The following is an 18,134-nucleotide window of genomic DNA, read 5'->3' as shown; positions in this document are numbered from 1 at the left end:
AGCCCGACTGCGCAGATGGTACTGCAATTTGTGGGAGAGTATGTCGTCGCCTTTCTTTTGAAAACCCTTCATCATTTACGATGAAGGGTTTTTTGCTTTATAGCACTATTGGTATTGTTAAAAGCTCAGGCCTTTTGAAATCCTGTCCGGTGTAATAGGGTTTTTTGTTTTATAAATGTTTTTACAAGATAAATGTTTATATGAGTTAAAACCAAATTAGTATTCATTACGTACTATGTAGTGATAGTTATAGATTGCTGATTTTTATGGTTGCATATTTTTAACTTAACTTAAATTTGACTAATATTAGCATATATTTAACTGTTATAAAGTTTTCTTATGGAGCTATTGTTGTTTACAGGTGACTCTTGTTTTAAGAATTATAAATCATTGTGTTGTTTTTTATTCGTATTTCTTGCATTCTCTGTATCTGCATATGCACAACTTCAGGATTTTGATATAGAAATCACTGTTTCAGATGAAACCTGCAACGGAAATGGGAGTATGTTATTTACAATAAATAATGCTACACCGGGCTCCGGTTTTGAATATACCGTATACAAACTTCCTGATCAAACAAATCCCATTTCTATTTCTTCTGCTAATACTTTAGGTAGCTTGGCTGAAGGTGAGTATAAAGTTGTTGCTGTTCAATCATTGGGACAAGAGAGTAATACCGAAATAGCACAGGCTACTATTGTAAAGATTCCTGCACCATTAGATTTTTATGTTAGTGCTACAAATCAGGCTTGTGTAGAAGGTGCTAACATGATCGTAACTGTGACGGAGGGTACCGGTGTATTGTATGAAATAACATCGGGACCTGTAGTAAGACCAGCACAAAATTCGAATGTATTTGAAGGTTTACCGGCAGGTATATATATAGTTAGGGTGTTTAATGAATGTGGGAATGCCGATGTCACGACTTATACGTTAGCTGCCAGTCCAGGCCCGCCAGCTATTTCTGCTCCTGAATATAATAGTGATGTTAACGGGGATTGCGATACGGTTACTGTGGTAAATACTATTTCTTATGGAGAGGGTATTGCTATAACCTATCCTTTGACTATAGAGTACACATTCACTCCTTCAAATGGTGAGCCTCCCACTGTAATTGAGCAAACTTTTGAGAGCGGTGATTCAATTGAATTATCATTGTCACAAACATTTTCTGTTGGAGATTCAGAGTATTCTTATACGTTGAAAATTACAGATGGATGTAATAGTGAATATACCAGCGATGCTATGAGCTTAAATCCTGAGGCCTCGATCAGTCATGTTCCTAATATAATCCTGCCGTGTGGTGAACATTACCTTACGATTTCTGTGGCAAATTTTGTTCCTCCTTTTACCATAAATTTTACTGATTCTCCTGAAGGATTTGATCCAACTGCTTTTAACAATACACACCCGGGACCTTTTAATGAAAATGGAGCCATTATATATGGTGATCCGGAGACGGCTGTTCCGGAAGGAGAATATGCAGTTGAGATTATTGATCATTGTGGGAATACCATGTCGTACGAGTTTGAGATAAAAGATGAAATTGTTGAACCTTCAGCGGGGGGAAGTAACAATGATTGTTATTCCGAGTTTGGAAGAATTGCTGTTGCTGTACCTGATCGTAAAATTGTGTCTGCTTTTGTCATTGAAGCACCGGATGATTATGAGGCTTCTAATACCCTGCCTAAAGATGTATCGGCCAATATTAATAACAATGGTAATTTGATCCTGACTAATATTCCAAAAGGAGAATATAAATTGAAAATTACTGATGAATGCGGAAAAGAATATGAAGTAACTGTTGTGATTCCTGATTTTGAGGAAAAGGATTTTTTAGCTTCTTCTGTTAGTAGTTGTATTGAAAATAGTGGCGGAATAAGGGTAAGTAGTGGAAATGGAAAGCTGACGTCTTTAACGATGACTGATGCGCCTGCTGAATTTGACCAGACATTGCCTTTTGATGTAACTAATTATATTGATAGTACAGGCATATTCTTTATGGATGGTTTACCTGCCGGAAGCTATACATTTACAGGTATCGATATTTGTGGCATTGAAAGAACGGTTTCTGTAAATATAAAAGATAGTTCATCTGCTGGTAATGCAGTTACTTTTGTGCGTAATTGTGGTAACTATGATTTGAGTCTAACGGATAATGTTACTAATAATTTAGGGGATCCGCCTACTTACTGGTTACAGAAATTAATTGATCCTCAAACTAACATATGGGGGCATCCTGTAACCGGGGTTATTTTTACGGAAGGTACCGAACCTACAGCAAATAATTCGATGTCATTAGTAAATGGACAAACTTTAACCGCCCTCGAATATGAAGGAATGTTCAGGGTAATTAAATATTTTGAAAATTATGTGAGCCCTCAAAATATCAAGTCTTGTTTTGGCGCTCTTTCAACATTTGAATATACCGATGGTGTTAATGTAAAAAGCGTTTATAATCTTTCCTGTTATCAAAACAGTAATGATATTTACGTAGATGCTACAGGACTTGCGCCTTTGCATTATAGTGTAATCAATAAAGATGATATGCCATTTTCTTTAGATAATGGTAATAATAATATATTTTCAGGTCTCGATCCTGGTAAGTATGAATTTTTGGTTGAAGATGCCTGTGGTTTTGTCGGTAAAATAGAAGTTGATATCAGGCAGTTGCCGGAACTAACTAATGCACATGATCCGGGCGATATGGTTTTGTGTGTTAATGTAACTGACAGTATGATATCCGAATTTGATTTACAAACACAAACGCAACTGATCTTAGAGAACCAGCCGGCGGCAATATATACTGTAACGTATTATTTAAGTGAAGAAGATGCTGAGAATGGTATTAATGCCATACCAACCCTGCATACCAATACAACTAATCCAGAGACGATATACGCCCGTCTTATCCATAATCATATTCCATTATGCCATGATGTTGTTTCGTTTCAATTGAGGCTCTCAGAATATCCCGAGATTAAAATGAAGAAAGACTATATTCTTTGTTCGGATGATAATAGTGTAACTGTTTCTGCTGATCAGGGTTATAATAGTTATGAATGGTCTACGGGTGAGACTACACGTACGGTTAAAATAACTCAACCGGGTAGCTACTGGGTTAAAATTGGTAATATGTATGACGGGATTGTCTGTGCCAAAGAGGCTACCATAACAGTAACTCTATCCGGGCCACCTGATACATGGTCTTTAGATATTCAGGACTGGACAGACAATCAGAATTCCATAATAATTAATGCAAGTGGCCCCGGCAGTTATGAGTATTCACTTGACAATGACACATATCAGGACAATCCTTATTTCAACGGACTTAAGCCGGGTATTTATACTATATATATCAGGGATAAAAATGGTTGTGGAGTTGTTTCGGAGGAATTGGTACTATTGAATTATCCAAAATTCTTTACACCTAATGGTGATGGAATTAACGAAAAGTGGCGCCTTGAGTATTCCTGGTTTGAACCTGAAGCAAGAATCTTCGTCTATGACAGATATGGTAAACTATTATCTGGCTTTACGCCTACTGATCCAGGATGGGATGGTACTTTTAATGGAAAGCCATTACCTGCAACAGATTACTGGTTTGTGGTAATCAGGAAAGATGGTAAAGTTCATAAAGGACATTTTTCAATGATCCGTTAACTATTAAAAGTGTGGAATTTCTACAGCAAGTTGTGGAATTCTACAATTATGAGATATTGTTGAAATTTTATTTTATCTTCTTAATTGCTTGTTTGTTAGTTGTTTATGTGTATTTCATGCTTTGTTCTCTTTTTTGGTATGGTTATTTCATATGTATTAAGTATCAAAGCAGGAATGATTTATGAAAAACTTTTTATTCTCAATATTTATTGTAGTAAGTTTTTCATCCTACAGTTCTGCTACGGTAAATGATATTAAGTTGTTTTACTTATTTCAAGAGGTTCTTTTTAAGAAGATTGAAGCTAATCAAATACCTTCGCAGGTGTTAAAAAAAGCAAGTGCCAGGTATAGCGGTTATTCTCTTAATGAAGTCTTTGTGAATGAAAACAATGAATATAAACTAGTGTTGAAAAAGAATGATAAAATAATTAATGTTTATTATAAAGACACTGGTGGTTTTATAAAAGAAGAAGCTAAGTAAGCTAAAAATATATAGTAAGGTGATTGAAGAATTTTTTCTTCGAATAGAAGGAGACGGGAGCGTCTCCTTTTGTTTTTTCTTAACATCTACTAACCCCCAAAACAGTTACATTTGTAGATATTATTTTTATAGCTCATGAGTTCTAAGATACTGGTAATTGATGATGATACTGCTTTTTGTGTAATGTTGAAAACCTTTTTGCAAAAAAAAGGTTTTGATGTCACAAATGCATTTAACGGACAGGAAGCAGAAGAATACATCAATAAGCAGGTTTTTGATGTTGTTTTAACAGATATAAGACTTCCTGACAGCGATGGTCTCAAAATACTTAAACGGGTTAAAGAAATCTCTCTCGATACTCAGGTTATACTCATGACAGGATATACCGATATTAAGACAGCGGTAAATTCGATTAAAACAGGAGCTTTTGATTATGTTGGCAAACCGATTAATCCTGATGAGATACTTCACACCATAGGTTTGGCGCTTACCAAAAAATCGGCCAAAGAAAACCCTTCGGTCAAAATCAAAGAAAAGAAAAATGCTACTTCTTCTTTGTCTTTTGTAAAAGGCATAAGCAGTGATTCATTACGATTGCATGAACATATTGAGCTTGTAGCACCAACCAATATGTCGGTGCTGATTATAGGCGATAGTGGAACCGGAAAAGAATATATCGCACAATCCATACATTTGCTTAGTAAAAGAGCTAAAAAGCCTTTTATTGCTGTAGATTGTGGTGCAATACCCAAAGACCTTGCGTCGAGTGAATTCTTCGGTCATATTAAAGGTTCATTTACAGGAGCTGTTAATGATAAGACGGGGCATTTTGAGGCGGCTAATGAAGGAACTTTATTTTTGGATGAAGTTGGTAATCTTTCGTATGAAGTACAGGTACAGCTTTTAAGAGCGCTTCAGGAACGAAAAATAAAACCGGTTGGAAGTAATCAGGAAATTCAGGTAGACATAAGAGTAATTGCAGCTACCAATGAAGATCTTACAGAGGCTGTAAAACGTGGCGATTTTAGGGAAGACCTATATCACAGGTTAAATGAATTTTCTATTAAGGCACCGCGCCTTTCAGAAAGAAAACAGGATATCATGATGTTTGCTAATCATTTTCTGGCTCAGGCCAATAATGATCTGGAAAAGGATGTCGAAGGCTTTGATGCAGATGTTACAAAACTCTTTAAAAGCTATGAATGGCCAGGTAACTTAAGAGAGATGAAGAACATTATCAAGAGATCTGTTTTGTTGACAAAGTCAAACCTGATCCATTTAGAAGTACTGCCTTATGAAATGCTTGAAGCATCTAAAGATGAAGGCTCACTTTCCGGTTACGCTAAGGCAGATGAAGAACAGGTGATACGACTTGCACTCGAAAAGGCTAATTTCAATAAATCTAAAGCTGCCGTTTTACTGAATATTGACAGGAAAACGCTTTATAATAAATTAAAGCTTTATAATATAGAGCTTTAATTCATTTCATTTTCATAGGCTTCGCACAATACAACGAGTCGGCTGCAAATATCGTTTACATAGTTCTGGATTTCGGGCCATGTCATCTCATGGGTTCTGTCCTCTAAGGGTTCCAATAATGTATAGATGCTGTGCACTTCCATTTGCTTAAGCATAGGAATCATTTTATGTGCAGTTTCAGATAACTCTTGTTCGTTTTGGGCTTCAACAGCATTTTGTAATGCGCTGCAATTTTCCTTTACACTTTCTATAAATGTCCTCAGTATTGTTTTCAGGGATTCAGGGTCATTGTAAGTAAATTGCGCGAGACTTCGTAAATTATATAGTGGTGCTTCTTCAATTTCGTGCTCAATACTTTCTTTGACTACAATAGCTGTTTTACTAACGGCTGCTCCACTTATAGTTTCCGCAATTAAGTCAAGTAATTGTTTTAACTGAACAGGTTTTGGGTGGCTTGCATTAAATCCTCCATCAACAAAATCTTTTTGCGTAAGATCTCTTTTGCCGGATAATGCAATAACAGGGATTGATGCTACGTCCTTATCAGGATTGGTGCGAATCAGCCGTACCAACTCGAAACCATCGATAGAAGGCATTTGGATGTCTGTAAGTATGACGTCGAAATATTCTTTTTCCAGTATGGAAATTACTGACGAAGCATTTATTTCAGTTTGGACTACAGCAGGATAGTTTAAAAATAATTCTTTCATTAGCGCCAGCTGCATATTGTCGTCATCTACGATCAGGATTTTCTTTCCTTTTAAGTACGAATAATTATCATCTTCATCTTGTGATGCGTTTTCGCTGACAATGAAATTAGACTCAGAAGGTGTACACGGTATTACGATAGTAAATATTGAGCCCTGGCCTTCCTCGCTCTCAAGAGTAATTTGGCCGCCAAGAAGGTCAATTATTTTTTTAGAGATAGTAAGGCCTAATCCGGTACCTCCAAATTTCTTTTCTATACCGGAATGTGCCTGAGTAAACTCCTTAAAAACATCATCATGTTTTTTTCTTGAGATTCCTATACCGGTGTCAATTACTGAAATAGTAATATTTTCTTCGTCGATCTTAGCAGTTACTTCAACCGATCCTTCAGGTGTAAATTTAATAGCGTTGCTAACAAGATTTGTCAGTACCTGCTTAATGCGGTAAGGGTCTGAAATAAAATTAGCATTTAGGTCTTCTGTAATGTACCAATTAAGCTCAATGCCTTTATTTGTAGCCATTGGCTCGAGGGTTTTACAAGTATTCTCTATAACATTTTTAATGTTGAAAGGTGTCTTTTCTATAGATATCCTGTTGTTTTCAAGTCTTGAAAAATCTAAAAGATCATTTACTAGCTTAAGGATATAGTTTGCGGATTCATTAATGTTATTAAGATACTGCTTTTGTTTACCGGTTACCGCTGTGTCTTTAATAAGGTCATGGAAACCTATAATGCTGCCAAGAGGAGTTTGCAGGTCGTGCGTTACAGTAGCCATTAACATGGTCTTTGTTCTCAGGAGTTCTTCATTTTCCTGGTTTAAAATCTCAAGTTGCCTTCTGTACTTTTGGTTTATGCTCAAATCACGTATAATGATCCATGCAAACGTAATTAAAATAAGTAATGCCAAAGCTCCTATCCAGGCAACGTTCTCAACCAGTTTTTGCATGCTTAACTGAGATTTTCTTATTTGCTGATATGACTTTTGCAGAAACTCTTCTTCAACTGATGTCAGGATTTTTCTTAACTGATCTGATATAATACGGTTTTCATCCAGTAAATGTTGTTCCTTTTCAAACATCATTCTGTCTTGTTCTTTCTCTTTTAAAATAAGGTCAATAAGCACTTTTGAGTATGCCATTGCCAGAGAATCATTCGGTACGGTAGGTTTGCTTAATGCTTCTCTCAAACGAGGAGAAAGAATAGCGTTTACGGATTGTTTACCCGGGTATGATTTTGTAGCCTGAATAGATTTTTTAGTATTTACAATTGAATCTTTAGTATGGTAAATACCTTCAATGGCCTGGCTGATATTTTTTTTTCTGCCGTATTGCTTATGGTAGGCTATAATTTCGCTGATACTGTTTCGCTTGCGGTCTATCAGTAATTTTATAGAATCAAATTTGGCTATCTGTACAGGGTCAACATCCTTTTTAATGGAGTCAATTTCAAGGTGTATGTTGTCTATAAGAATACTGTAATTCTGAAAATCGGCCTTTTTCTCGGTAAGGATAGAATTTCGTCCAATAGCTTCAGAGGCATAAAGATTTGCTATTGTAGTACTGATGCGAAGAATCTTTTGTTCTTCGTTAGTTTTTGCAGGGTTGGCAAGTTTAGAAATCTCTGTGTATACAAGCCAAACGGATAATACTGCCATTGCTAATAGCAGTACGTATCCGGTTATAATCTTATATTTTACAGCTTTTGGTTTTTGTACCATCAGATAAAAGTAGTAGTTTTTAATATCTTATAAAAACGGTACAAAAATATTTAAAGTATAATTTTTAGCCTTAGCTTTTTACCATTATCCTTAAAAAATTGATTTCATCTTTAAGGTGCTGAATCTCTGCTCTCAGGCTTTCAACAAGGATGTTGTAAACTTCTTTATTCGCGCCATTTAGCATTTGGCTATCGTCAGAGTCAATTTCGGTAATAGTTTCGTTAAACATGTAAGAGATGTTTACGTTAAGTATCCTGGCTATCTTAAGAAGCTTTACAACGTTTAGCCTCCTGTCATCTTTTTCAAGACGGCCATAGTTACTTTGTGTAACATCAAGCTGTTGCGCCATAGTTTCCTGAGTTATGCCTTTATCTTCTCTTAGTTTTTTAATTCGTTGCCCAATAATGTTCATAAAAGTTATTTTTAAAGATGCTTAATAAGTAAGGTTTGACATAAAAGTAGAAAAGAAGAGTATGTCAGAAAAAGTATCGGACAAATATTCGATATAATGCACTTTTTTTCCCACGAACGGTAGATAAAAAATAATTATATATCTATTTTTTGATAGTTATAAATTAATTATTCTTTTGGGGTTGCGTTTTATGGAGTTAGTTAGTTGATGCTTTATCTGGTGAAAGAATATTAGAGAATGATTTTTTTATCTCTTACAAATTGTTGGTAAGTCTTTGTTTTTAAGTCTTTTTTAATCTCTAAGAATCGGTGTTTCTGTGATTGATTTCAGACTATATATAATAGTATTGAATGTTTATTGCTAAAGGGAGGCTAGCCTAATATAAAAAAAGCGTATTTTTTTAATATTTAATAAATGATTTTTTAAGCGATAAGTTTTAGATGAGACAGATTCTTTTTTTTGCTTTAAAGTAAGCATAAAAAAAACCCGCATTTGCGGGTTTTTTTTATTGTGCGATAATTGATCTTGAAATTACGATTTTCTGTATCTCAGATGTCCCTTCGTATATCTGGGTGATTTTTGCATCACGCATAAGTCGTTCTACGTGGTACTCTTTTACATATCCATTACCTCCATGTATCTGTACGGCTTCGATGGTAGTATCCATAGCAACCTGAGAAGCGTATAGTTTAGCCATAGCACCACTTAAATCGTAGTTGTTGTGCTGATCCTTGTCCCAGGCAGCTTTAAGGCAAAGGTGGCGTGCAGCTTCGATAGAAACAGCCATGTCTGCAAGTTTGAAAGCGATTGCCTGGTGGTTACAGATTTCTGTACCAAAAGCTTTACGCTCTTTAGAGTATTTTAAAGCTAACTCATAAGCTCCTGAAGCAATACCCAAGGCCTGTGAAGCGATACCGATTCTACCTCCGGCTAATGTTTTCATTGCAAACTTGAAACCAAATCCTTCTTCGCCAATCCTGTTTTCTTTAGGAACTTTTACGTCAGTAAACATTAATGAGTGAGTGTCAGATCCACGAATACCAAGTTTTTGTTCTTTTGGACCTATTTCAAATCCTGGCATGCCTTTTTCAACAATAAGTGCATTGATACCTTTATGTCTTTTCTCAATATCTGTCTGAGCGATTACAAGGTAAACATCTGCAGTACCACCATTAGTGATCCAGTTTTTAGTACCATTTAAAAGATAATGGTCTCCTTTATCAATTGCAGTTGTTTTTTGTGAAGTAGCATCACTACCTGCTTCCGGCTCAGAAAGACAGAAAGCACCAATTACTTCACCTGTAGCGAGTTTTGTAAGGTATTTTTGTTTTTGTTCTTCAGTACCAAACGTCTGAAGACCCCAGCAAACAAGAGAGTTGTTTACCGACATAACTACTGAAGCTGAAGCATCAATTTTAGAGATTTCTTCCATTGCCAGTACATAAGAAATTGTATCAAGGCCGCTTCCCCCATATTTAGGGTCTACCATCATACCAAGAAATCCAAGTTCTCCCATTTTTTTAATTTGTTCAGTCGGGAAAATCTGTTTCTCGTCTCTTTCAATTACACCAGGAAGTAATTCGTTCTGCGCAAAATCACGCGCAGCTTGTTGAATCATCAGGTGCTCTTCAGTAAGTTTAAAATCCATAATAATTAAATTATATTTTTTGTTTTATTGCGTCCAAATGTAGCTATTAAATGTGAATTTTTCAATATGAATGCGTAATTTTAGCCTCGCGATGAAAGAAAACTATAACGTTATAGGAGTAATGTCAGGAACTTCGCTTGATGGCGTAGATTTGGCACATATTTTTTTTACTAATAATAATGGTAAATGGGAGTTTGCAATAGCGGAAACTATTACAGTTCCATATTCCGATCTATGGGTAAAACGCCTTAAAGAGGCTGTAGGGTATAGTGAAGATGAATTGACCCTTCTTAATAAAGAATATACTGCATTGCTTGGCAGTGTTATAAAGTCGTTTATAGAGGGTAATGGAATTAATGATCTAGATGCTGTTTGTTCTCACGGTCATACTATATTACATCAGCCGCATAATGGTTTTACGTTGCAGATAGGCAATCTTCCTGAAATCGCTTCTATTATTGGAGTGAAGGCTGTTTGCGATTTCAGGGTGCAGGATGTTCAGCTCGGGGGGCAGGGTGCTCCATTGGTACCGATAGGAGACAGAATACTTTTTTCCTCGTATCGCTATTGTCTTAACTTGGGCGGCTTTTCAAATATTTCATTTGAAGAGAAGGGCCAACGTATTGCTTTTGATATCTGTCCGGTAAATACCGTTCTTAATTATTATGCTAACCAATTAGGTTTGGAGTATGATGACAGGGGGTTGATAGCTGCAAAAGGGAAGATATTGTTGCCGCTTCTTTCAGAATTGAACTCGCTTGAATTTTACAAACTTCCGTATCCCAAATCTTTAGGGTTTGAATTTGTTAAAGAAATGATATTGCCCTTAATGGATAGCTATAATGCTTCTGTAGAGGAAATAATAGCAACTTTTACTGAGCACGTTGCCCAACAGATAGCTAATACGGTTATGGGTATAGGCCAGGGAGAACTTTTGGTAACAGGGGGAGGAGCCTATAATGATTTTTTAATCGGAAGGCTAAAACAATTGCTTCAGGATACAGTCATAGTTGTTCCGGATGATAAAACCATACAGTTTAAAGAGGCGCTTATTTTTGCCCTACTTGGTGTATTAAAGTTGCGAGGTGATGTAAATGTTTTAAGCAGCGTAACAGGAGCAGCACACGATCACAGTTCTGGTTCTGTATATGAGTCTTAAAGTATTCCCATTTTCTTAATAGCCTCAATTAGCTCGTGGTCATCACCGCCTTTTCCCTGAAGCAGCATGTTTTTCATTTGTGCTTTTCTTTTTTCAATGGCACTTAAGGAAAGCGGTACATAATTAGGGATGTTTTTGGTTAATATACCTTCGGATAGACGCATAAGTATCTGCTTGTCATAGTTGTCAAGCTTATAATTGTCAAATACTTTGTCTTTTAAAGATTTTACAATTTTATTGCTAAGGTAAGTGTCACCTCCATAGATTATCTTAAATGCATTTAGAAACTCATCTATGTCAATGTCGCTTTTGCATAATATTCCCTGAGGATTGATTTCTTTAATGAGTCTGTCCACCAGCGATGCTTCGCTATGCATTGTTAATATAATTATGATACAGTCAGGTATTGTTTTACGGATAAGTACTCCTAAATCAAGTCCTGAAAATATATTTTGCTCCGGATAAGGAGGAAGGCTAAGATCCAGGTAAGCAACATTAAATGCCGTACCGCCGTTTTGAGATGCGGTAATAAGCTTGTAGGCCTGTTCACAATCCAGTGCTTTAGTGAAAATAAGATTGTGGTCTTCGAACTCTTCGTCCGATAGTACATTTACATATCCGTTAACGGTCATTGGATGATCGTCAACAATTAAAATATTTAAATCTTCTCGCATAAGCTTCTCATGGTTCCAACAAAATTAACAAAAATTACGGGAAAACCGTAAAATTGTCAGGTCAAATGTTTTTAAATTGCGCAAAATTTTCTCTGTTAAGAAGTGCAATATTCATACCTGATAGTAGATGATAACAAAGATAATGCCAAGGAAACCTTAAAGAAATTTGAGGATTTCCCGGAATTCTATTGCGTTGGAGTTGCTGAAAACAGAGAGGATACAATCAATAAAATTTTGGAGCTGCAGCCACAGTTGGTTTTTCTGGAAATCTGTCCTAAAAACAAGAAAAGCAACCTTTCTTTGGGTATCATCTCTGAGTTGTACCGTTATATAGATAATGTCCCATATTTTATTGCTTTGACGGCTTCACCTAAGTATGCATTTGAAGCAATTCAGGCAGGTGTGTTTGATTATTTATTGGCTCCATTGAATCAGTTCGATTTAAGAAAAAGCCTTTTGAAGTTCCAAAAAACGAATCCTGCTGTTGCTAATAGTACAATTTGTATAAAATCATACGGAGATTATCAATTTGTTTCTTTGCACGATATAGTTTATTTGAAAGCTGATAATAACACCACTGATTTTCATCTTCAAAACGGGCGCAAACTTACGGCGTATAAAACCCTGAAACATTATGAGGCTAATTTGCCGTTTTATTTTTTCAGGATTCACAATAGCTATATTGTGAATAGTAACTTCATTTCAAGAATTAATACGGGTAAATCATTATGCTACTTGAATAATAGTGATTTGTCTATCTCTTTCTCTAAAACTTTTAAAGATAATATTGATACTATTATCAGGAAGATAGCTCCCGATTATCTTTAAAGAATCCAGCCTTTAAGAATTTTAACTAAAAATTATTACGTGTTTTTAAATCGTAAAAGTTTTTTGGACTCTATTCATTTGTTTAATAGTGTTTTGTATTGATGTTTTAAGTTGTGCTGTTTTTGTTAATTAACATTTTTTTTAGATTACAATTCTTCATTTACCCTTCAAATCGGTCGAGTTACTCGTGTATGGGTGTGTTCTACTAAACCTGCTGTAAATCATTGTGTCAGTACGGTTTTAACGAGTAGTTTTGCTTCAGAATCAAACGGGAAATACGAGGTTCTGAACAAAGAATTTAAAAAATCATAACATCTAATAAAAACCTTACTATCATGAAAAAAATTATCCTTACACTTTGCTTAGTTGCTTTTGTTGGCTCATCTCTAGTTTCTTGTTCTGCTGATGACAGCGAAATCCAGGATACTAAAGCAGGATCTTTTGATATAACTCTCCCTATTGATAATGGTGATAAAGATCTTCCAAAACCTCCAATCAGAGCGTAACTATATAATATAAAAATCATTATTTTTGAGGCTGCAGTTTATTATAAACTGCAGCCTCAAAAATTATAATGATACGCCAACTTCAATTATTATTAATAGGGTTATTGCTTTTTGCCACTTCATGTAAAAAAGCAACTGTCCAGAATGGAAGCTCTGATAGCCATTTGGATAGTATGGTTATGTTGTCTCGTAGAGATGATATAGACAGGGAAAAAAGAGTAGCCTATGCTGATACGCTTTTTAATGCTGTTTCCGATAACAGAAATGATTCTCTTACTCGCTATTATATGAGGGAGGCGGTAGTGAGTTATTATAATCTTGATGAATATGATAAGTCAATACATGCCAGTAAAAAGGTTTATGACTTTGGTAAAAGAGCCAATGATACTTTATCTATGGCTAAAGGGCTTCACTTTACAGGTGTTTCTTATTATGGAAAAGCAAATAACGATAGTGCTCTTTATTATTATAAAGATGCAGAAGATTTATATGTAAAGTTTAAAGGAGCAGAGGCCAGGTCGGTAGGCGAAACCATTTTGTATAAGGCTTATGTTTATTATGATGCAGGTTTGTTTGCAATGTGTGAATCAGAGGCTTTTAAGGCTCAAAAGTATTTACGTATTGACAATAAAGCTACAGATTTATACAATTGTTATAATCTTATTGCTTCTTCTCTGGATGGACAGGATGATAATGATGAAGCGATAAAATATTACGAGATGGCCTTTGATGTTATCGATGATTTTGAGAAAGAAGGATTTAGTGGTGGCCAGATTGCATTAAACAAAGCTTCCTGTTTTAATAATATGGGAGGTGTTTATGTGAAAATGGGGCAAAACAAAAAGGCTATCGAAATTTATAACCAGGCGTTAGGTATGCCGGGCGTTAAGGAGCAATCAGGGCTTTATGCAAAACTGCTTAATAATCTGGCAACAGCCAAATATAAATCGGGTGACAATTCTCAGCTTCCTGAACTTTTTTATGAATCGCTTGCGATACGTGAGGAACTTGAAAAAGAAGCCGGGATTATCGCGAGTAATGTGAGTCTCGGTGAATATTTTTTGTATAAAAAAGATACTGTAAAAGCAATCAGTTATCTTACAACAGCCTATGCTAAAGCGAAAGCTAATAAAAGTAATTCTGATATATTGTCAAGTCTTAAGCTTCTTACGGCTATAGATAAGGTTAATAATGATTATTATATGCGGAGGTATATAAAAGTTAACGATAGCCTTCAGAAGATTGCGCAGAATACCAGGGATAAATTCGCGCGAATTGAATTTGATACTGCCAGAATTACAGATGAAAAAGAGGCTCTGGCTAAAAAGAACAGCTTTATTATAGGGGTTTCCATAGTAGTTGTGTTATTTATTGCGGCGATATTTATAATCTATTACCTAAATTCAAAAAATAAAGAACTTTTGCTTGTTCAGGAGCAGCAAAAAGCAAACGAAGAGATTTACGAGCTTATGTTTGAGCAGCAGGGGAAAATAGAGTCGGCAAGAACTGAGGAGAAATCACGTATTGCTATGGAACTGCATGATGGTATTTTGAATAATATATATGCAGTCCGGCTGAATCTCGAGTTTATCAATAAAAAAGCAGATGAAGAATCTGTTTTAATGCGAAAAGGGTATATTAAAGAGTTACAATCCATTGAATCGGAGATACGGGGAGTTTCACACGACCTTAGCCGAAATGCACTTTTCAATCAGGAGCAAAGTTTTGAAAGTATGCTGGGCTTTATGATTACCTCACAAAAAAATACATTTGATACAGAATTTGAAGCGGACATTGATCCATCTATAGATTGGGAATTGATGTCTAATATTTGTAAAGTAAATGTGTACAGAATAATCCAGGAGGCATTACAAAATATAAATAAATATTCGGGGGCAAGCCATGCAAAAGTAACGGTTAGTCATAAAGATAATAATGTTATTGTTACGGTTGCTGATAATGGAGTTGGTTTTGTTCCTGAAAAAGCTAAAGGAGGAATCGGTTTAAGAAATCTGAAGAAACGTGCCGATGCTCTTCAGGGAATATTGCAAATTAAATCGCAGCCAGGGAAAGGGGCGGTTGTTGAATTCTCATTTCCGGTTTAATTATTCTGTTTAAAATGAAGAATTCACATTTATATGTTTCATATATTTGTGCCGATTTATAAAAATACAAACAAATGAAAGATTTACTAAGTAAATTTGAAAATAAACAACCTGAAATAGTATTCAACTGGAAAGATTCTGAAACGGAAGCTGAAGGATGGACAGTAATTAACTCCCTTAGGGGTGGTGCTGCCGGTGGTGGTACAAGGATGAGAAAAGGACTTGATATGAACGAAGTGCTTTCGCTTGCTAAAACAATGGAAGTGAAGTTTTCGGTTTCCGGTCCTGCAATCGGTGGAGCTAAATCGGGCATTAACTTCGATCCTGCCGATCCTCGTAAAGAAGGAGTTCTTAAAAGATGGTACAAAGCGGTTTCTCCACTACTAAAAAGCTATTACGGTACAGGTGGTGACCTTAATGTAGACGAGATACATGAGGTTATCCCAATGACTGAAGAGTGTGGTGTTTGGCATCCGCAGGAAGGTGTTTTTAACGGACATTTCAAACCAACTGAAGCTGATAAAATCAACAGAATTGGGCAGTTACGCCAAGGTGTTGTAAAAGTTATCGAAAACCCGGCTTTTTCTCCTGATGTAAACAGAAAATATACTGTAGCCGATATGATTACAGGTTATGGTGTAGCAGAGGCTGTTGGTCATTACTACAAAATTTACGGAGGTTCTATCGAAGGTAAAAAAGCAATCGTTCAGGGCTTTGGTAACGTAGGTTCTGCAGCGGCTTTCTACCTTGCTAAAATGGGTGCTAAAGTTGTAGGTATCATCGACCGTGATGGTGGTGTTATGAACAGTAACGGATTCACTTTCGAAGAAATCACTAAATTGTTCCTTAATAAAGATGGTAATAAGCTTGTTGCTGATAACATGATTCCGTTTGAGACAATCAATGAGGAAATATGGAAAATGGGTGCTGAGATATTCGCTCCATGTGCTGCATCAAGACTTGTAACTAAAGAGCAGGTAGATAACATGATCGCTAACGGTCTTGAGGTTATCTCTTGTGGTGCTAACGTTCCGTTTGCTGATAAAGAGATCTTCTTTGGTCCAATTATGGAAGCTACAGATAGCAAAGTGAGCCTTATTCCTGACTTTATTTCTAACTGTGGTATGGCAAGGGTATTTGCTTACTTCATGGAGAAAAAAGTTAGCATGACTGATGAGGCTATTTTCTCAGATGCTTCAGAGATCATTGGTAAAGCAATTGCTAATGTTCACGCTCTTAACTCATCTAAGCAAAACATAAGCCACACGGCATTTGAAATTGCACTTAAGCAGTTAGTATAAGTTATACGATAAATAAAAATAGTATTTTTGAATGACAGATTAACCTCTGTCATTTTTTTATTTATGACATACAAAGAAACTACAGAATGGATGTTTGCCCAGCTGCCAATGTATCAGCTTCAGGGGGCATCAGCTTATAAAATAGATCTGACCAATACAATTCTGCTGGCAGAGCATTTAGGGAATCCTGAAAAGGACATTAAGACAATTCACATTGCGGGAACCAATGGAAAAGGCTCGGTGTCGAATATGCTGGCTTCTATATTCCAGGAGGCCGGTTACAAAACAGGATTATATACTTCGCCGCATTTAAAGGACTTCAGGGAACGTATTAAGATTGATGGAGAAGATATCTCTGAAACATTTGTTGTTGATTTTATAGCAGCTAATAAAACCTTTTTTGAGGCCAATCATCTTAGTTTTTTTGAGATGACTGTTGGTTTGGCTTTTGATTATTTCAGAACTCAAAAAGTTGATATAGCAATCATAGAGACAGGTCTTGGAGGAAGACTGGATTCTACGAATATAATTACCCCTTTAGTGTCGGTTATTACCAATATAGGCATGGACCATACACAGTTTTTAGGTAATACGCTGAACGCAATTGCAGGTGAAAAGGCGGGTATTATAAAAAAAAGTATTCCTGCGGTTATTGGGGAGTATAACGATGAGACAAAGCCTGTTTTTGTAGCTAAGGCTAAAAAGTGTAATGCTCCTTTGTATTTTGCCTCTGATGAGGTTGTTCAGGATTATCCGTCAGATCTAATCGGTGATTACCAATCACAAAACAGGAAGACGGTACTAAAGACTATTGAGCTGCTACAGGATGAATTTCAGATTTCTGAAAACGCTGTAAAAGAAGGGTTGCTTCATGTTGCCCGAAACACAGGCTTTATGGGCAGATGGCAGCAGCTGCATAGTAAGCCTACAGTAATTGCCGATACGGCTCACAATAGTCATGGGTTAAAGATTGTGATGTCGCAGTTGCAAAAACAGGAATACGAAACGTTACGCATTGTTTTTGGGGTTGTGAATGATAAAGACCTGACAGAAGTTTTGCCTTTAATGCCTAAACGGGCAGTTTATTATTTTTGCAGGCCGGATATACCACGCGGACTGGATGCAAAAAGTCTTAGTGAAGCAGCCAAAGGATTTGGATTGAATGGTAAAATTTACGGATCTGTACCGGAAGCATATCAAAAAGCACTGGAAGATTCGGTTGAAAACGACTTTATTTATGTTGGAGGAAGCACTTTTGTGGTGGCTGAGGTCTTATAGCTACTAAGGTGATAAAAAAAATGCATTTTTTTTCACTTCGTAATGTTTGTGCATTGTGTTTTGTAACAGAAAGTTATTGAAAGCTTAACGGATAAAGCGGGTTTGGATTGAAAAATAATTAATTTTTTTTCCGGATTATGTTTGCAAATATCAAAAACCGCCCTATATTTGCAC

At 36.1% G+C, this 18,134-nt stretch carries 13 protein-coding genes; 9 read left to right on the top strand and 4 right to left on the bottom strand.

What is annotated here, in order from left to right; genetic code table 11:
- Positions 1 to 339: 339 nt before the first annotated feature.
- The 3 genes from DEU42_RS06915 to DEU42_RS06905 all read left to right on the top strand — a co-directional run bounded on the left by DEU42_RS06915 (position 340) and on the right by DEU42_RS06905 (position 5,623).
- Complete coding sequence (locus DEU42_RS06915) at positions 340 to 3,663, top strand: T9SS type B sorting domain-containing protein (RefSeq protein ID WP_114757546.1); 3,324 nt, start codon at positions 340 to 342, stop codon at positions 3,661 to 3,663.
- A 181-nt stretch (positions 3,664 to 3,844) separates the two neighbouring features.
- The gene (locus tag DEU42_RS06910; protein ID WP_114757545.1) at positions 3,845 to 4,144 is read left to right on the top strand and encodes a hypothetical protein; all 300 of its coding nucleotides are present in this window, start codon (positions 3,845 to 3,847) and stop codon (positions 4,142 to 4,144) included.
- A gap of 135 nt (positions 4,145 to 4,279) precedes the next feature.
- Positions 4,280 to 5,623 (top strand): sigma-54-dependent transcriptional regulator, encoded by a 1,344-nt coding sequence (locus tag DEU42_RS06905; protein ID WP_114757544.1) that lies wholly within the window; start codon positions 4,280 to 4,282, stop codon positions 5,621 to 5,623.
- On the opposite strand, the gene DEU42_RS06900 is transcribed toward DEU42_RS06905, so the two are convergent.
- The 3 genes from DEU42_RS06900 to DEU42_RS06890 form a co-directional block, all read right to left on the bottom strand.
- The gene (locus DEU42_RS06900) at positions 5,620 to 8,049 is read right to left on the bottom strand and encodes an ATP-binding protein (protein ID WP_114757543.1); all 2,430 of its coding nucleotides are present in this window, start codon (positions 8,047 to 8,049) and stop codon (positions 5,620 to 5,622) included. The genes DEU42_RS06905 and DEU42_RS06900 overlap by 4 nt on opposite strands.
- Positions 8,050 to 8,119: 70 nt before the next feature.
- Positions 8,120 to 8,461: a helix-turn-helix domain-containing protein gene (locus tag DEU42_RS06895; RefSeq protein ID WP_114757542.1), complete on the bottom strand. Its 342-nt coding sequence runs from the start codon at positions 8,459 to 8,461 to the stop codon at positions 8,120 to 8,122.
- 505 nt (positions 8,462 to 8,966) lie between these two features.
- Positions 8,967 to 10,109: an acyl-CoA dehydrogenase gene (locus tag DEU42_RS06890; protein WP_114757541.1), complete on the bottom strand. Its 1,143-nt coding sequence runs from the start codon at positions 10,107 to 10,109 to the stop codon at positions 8,967 to 8,969.
- Between the two features lie 70 nt (positions 10,110 to 10,179).
- On the opposite strand from DEU42_RS06890, the gene DEU42_RS06885 reads away from it, so the two are divergent.
- On the top strand, positions 10,180 to 11,268 hold the full coding sequence (locus tag DEU42_RS06885) for an anhydro-N-acetylmuramic acid kinase (protein ID WP_233506635.1): 1,089 nt from the start codon (positions 10,180 to 10,182) through the stop codon (positions 11,266 to 11,268).
- Here the strand turns inward: DEU42_RS06885 and DEU42_RS06880 are convergent.
- Positions 11,265 to 11,942, bottom strand: coding sequence for a response regulator transcription factor (locus DEU42_RS06880; protein WP_114757539.1), 678 nt, complete (start codon positions 11,940 to 11,942; stop codon positions 11,265 to 11,267). The two genes, DEU42_RS06885 and DEU42_RS06880, sit on opposite strands and share 4 nt — an antisense overlap.
- 102 nt (positions 11,943 to 12,044) lie before the next feature.
- Between DEU42_RS06880 and DEU42_RS06875 the strand changes: the two genes are divergently transcribed.
- The 5 genes from DEU42_RS06875 (at position 12,045) to DEU42_RS06860 (ending at position 17,960) form a co-directional block, all read left to right on the top strand.
- On the top strand, positions 12,045 to 12,770 hold the full coding sequence (locus DEU42_RS06875; protein ID WP_114757538.1) for a LytR/AlgR family response regulator transcription factor: 726 nt from the start codon (positions 12,045 to 12,047) through the stop codon (positions 12,768 to 12,770).
- Between the two features lie 335 nt (positions 12,771 to 13,105).
- Positions 13,106 to 13,276 (top strand): hypothetical protein, encoded by a 171-nt coding sequence (locus DEU42_RS17440; protein WP_158537859.1) that lies wholly within the window; start codon positions 13,106 to 13,108, stop codon positions 13,274 to 13,276.
- Between the two features lie 68 nt (positions 13,277 to 13,344).
- Positions 13,345 to 15,381 (top strand): tetratricopeptide repeat-containing sensor histidine kinase, encoded by a 2,037-nt coding sequence (locus DEU42_RS06870; RefSeq protein WP_114757537.1) that lies wholly within the window; start codon positions 13,345 to 13,347, stop codon positions 15,379 to 15,381.
- Between the two features lie 74 nt (positions 15,382 to 15,455).
- Positions 15,456 to 16,682 carry a Glu/Leu/Phe/Val dehydrogenase dimerization domain-containing protein gene (locus DEU42_RS06865; RefSeq protein WP_114757536.1) on the top strand — a complete coding sequence of 409 codons (1,227 nt, stop codon included), beginning with the start codon at positions 15,456 to 15,458 and terminating at the stop codon, positions 16,680 to 16,682.
- 63 nt (positions 16,683 to 16,745) lie between these two features.
- Entirely contained in the window at positions 16,746 to 17,960 is a 1,215-nt protein-coding gene (locus DEU42_RS06860) for a bifunctional folylpolyglutamate synthase/dihydrofolate synthase (protein WP_114757535.1), read from the top strand.
- The last annotated feature ends 174 nt before the right edge of the window (positions 17,961 to 18,134 follow it).

The organism is Flavobacterium sp. AG291, assembly GCF_003350375.1.
In the GTDB taxonomy this organism is placed as follows: Bacteria; Bacteroidota; Bacteroidia; order Flavobacteriales; family Flavobacteriaceae; genus Flavobacterium; species Flavobacterium suzhouense.
This window is presented reverse-complemented; position numbering and strand designations above follow the sequence as displayed.

Excerpts from the sequence above, each read along its gene's own strand:
- DEU42_RS06915 (WP_114757546.1), top strand. The coding sequence starts at position 340 with ATGGAGCTATTGTTGTTTACAGGTGACTCTTGTTTTAAGAATTATAAA.
- DEU42_RS06880 (WP_114757539.1), bottom strand. The coding sequence starts at position 11,942 with ATGCGAGAAGATTTAAATATTTTAATTGTTGACGATCATCCAATGACC.
- DEU42_RS06890 (WP_114757541.1), bottom strand. The coding sequence starts at position 10,109 with ATGGATTTTAAACTTACTGAAGAGCACCTGATGATTCAACAAGCTGCG.
- DEU42_RS06905 (WP_114757544.1), top strand. The coding sequence starts at position 4,280 with ATGAGTTCTAAGATACTGGTAATTGATGATGATACTGCTTTTTGTGTA.
- DEU42_RS06870 (WP_114757537.1), top strand. The coding sequence starts at position 13,345 with ATGATACGCCAACTTCAATTATTATTAATAGGGTTATTGCTTTTTGCC.
- DEU42_RS06900 (WP_114757543.1), bottom strand. The coding sequence starts at position 8,049 with ATGGTACAAAAACCAAAAGCTGTAAAATATAAGATTATAACCGGATAC.
- DEU42_RS17440 (WP_158537859.1), top strand. The coding sequence starts at position 13,106 with ATGAAAAAAATTATCCTTACACTTTGCTTAGTTGCTTTTGTTGGCTCA.
- DEU42_RS06895 (WP_114757542.1), bottom strand. The coding sequence starts at position 8,461 with ATGAACATTATTGGGCAACGAATTAAAAAACTAAGAGAAGATAAAGGC.
- DEU42_RS06910 (WP_114757545.1), top strand. The coding sequence starts at position 3,845 with ATGAAAAACTTTTTATTCTCAATATTTATTGTAGTAAGTTTTTCATCC.
- DEU42_RS06865 (WP_114757536.1), top strand. The coding sequence starts at position 15,456 with ATGAAAGATTTACTAAGTAAATTTGAAAATAAACAACCTGAAATAGTA.
- DEU42_RS06860 (WP_114757535.1), top strand. The coding sequence starts at position 16,746 with ATGACATACAAAGAAACTACAGAATGGATGTTTGCCCAGCTGCCAATG.
- DEU42_RS06885 (WP_233506635.1), top strand. The coding sequence starts at position 10,180 with ATGCGTAATTTTAGCCTCGCGATGAAAGAAAACTATAACGTTATAGGA.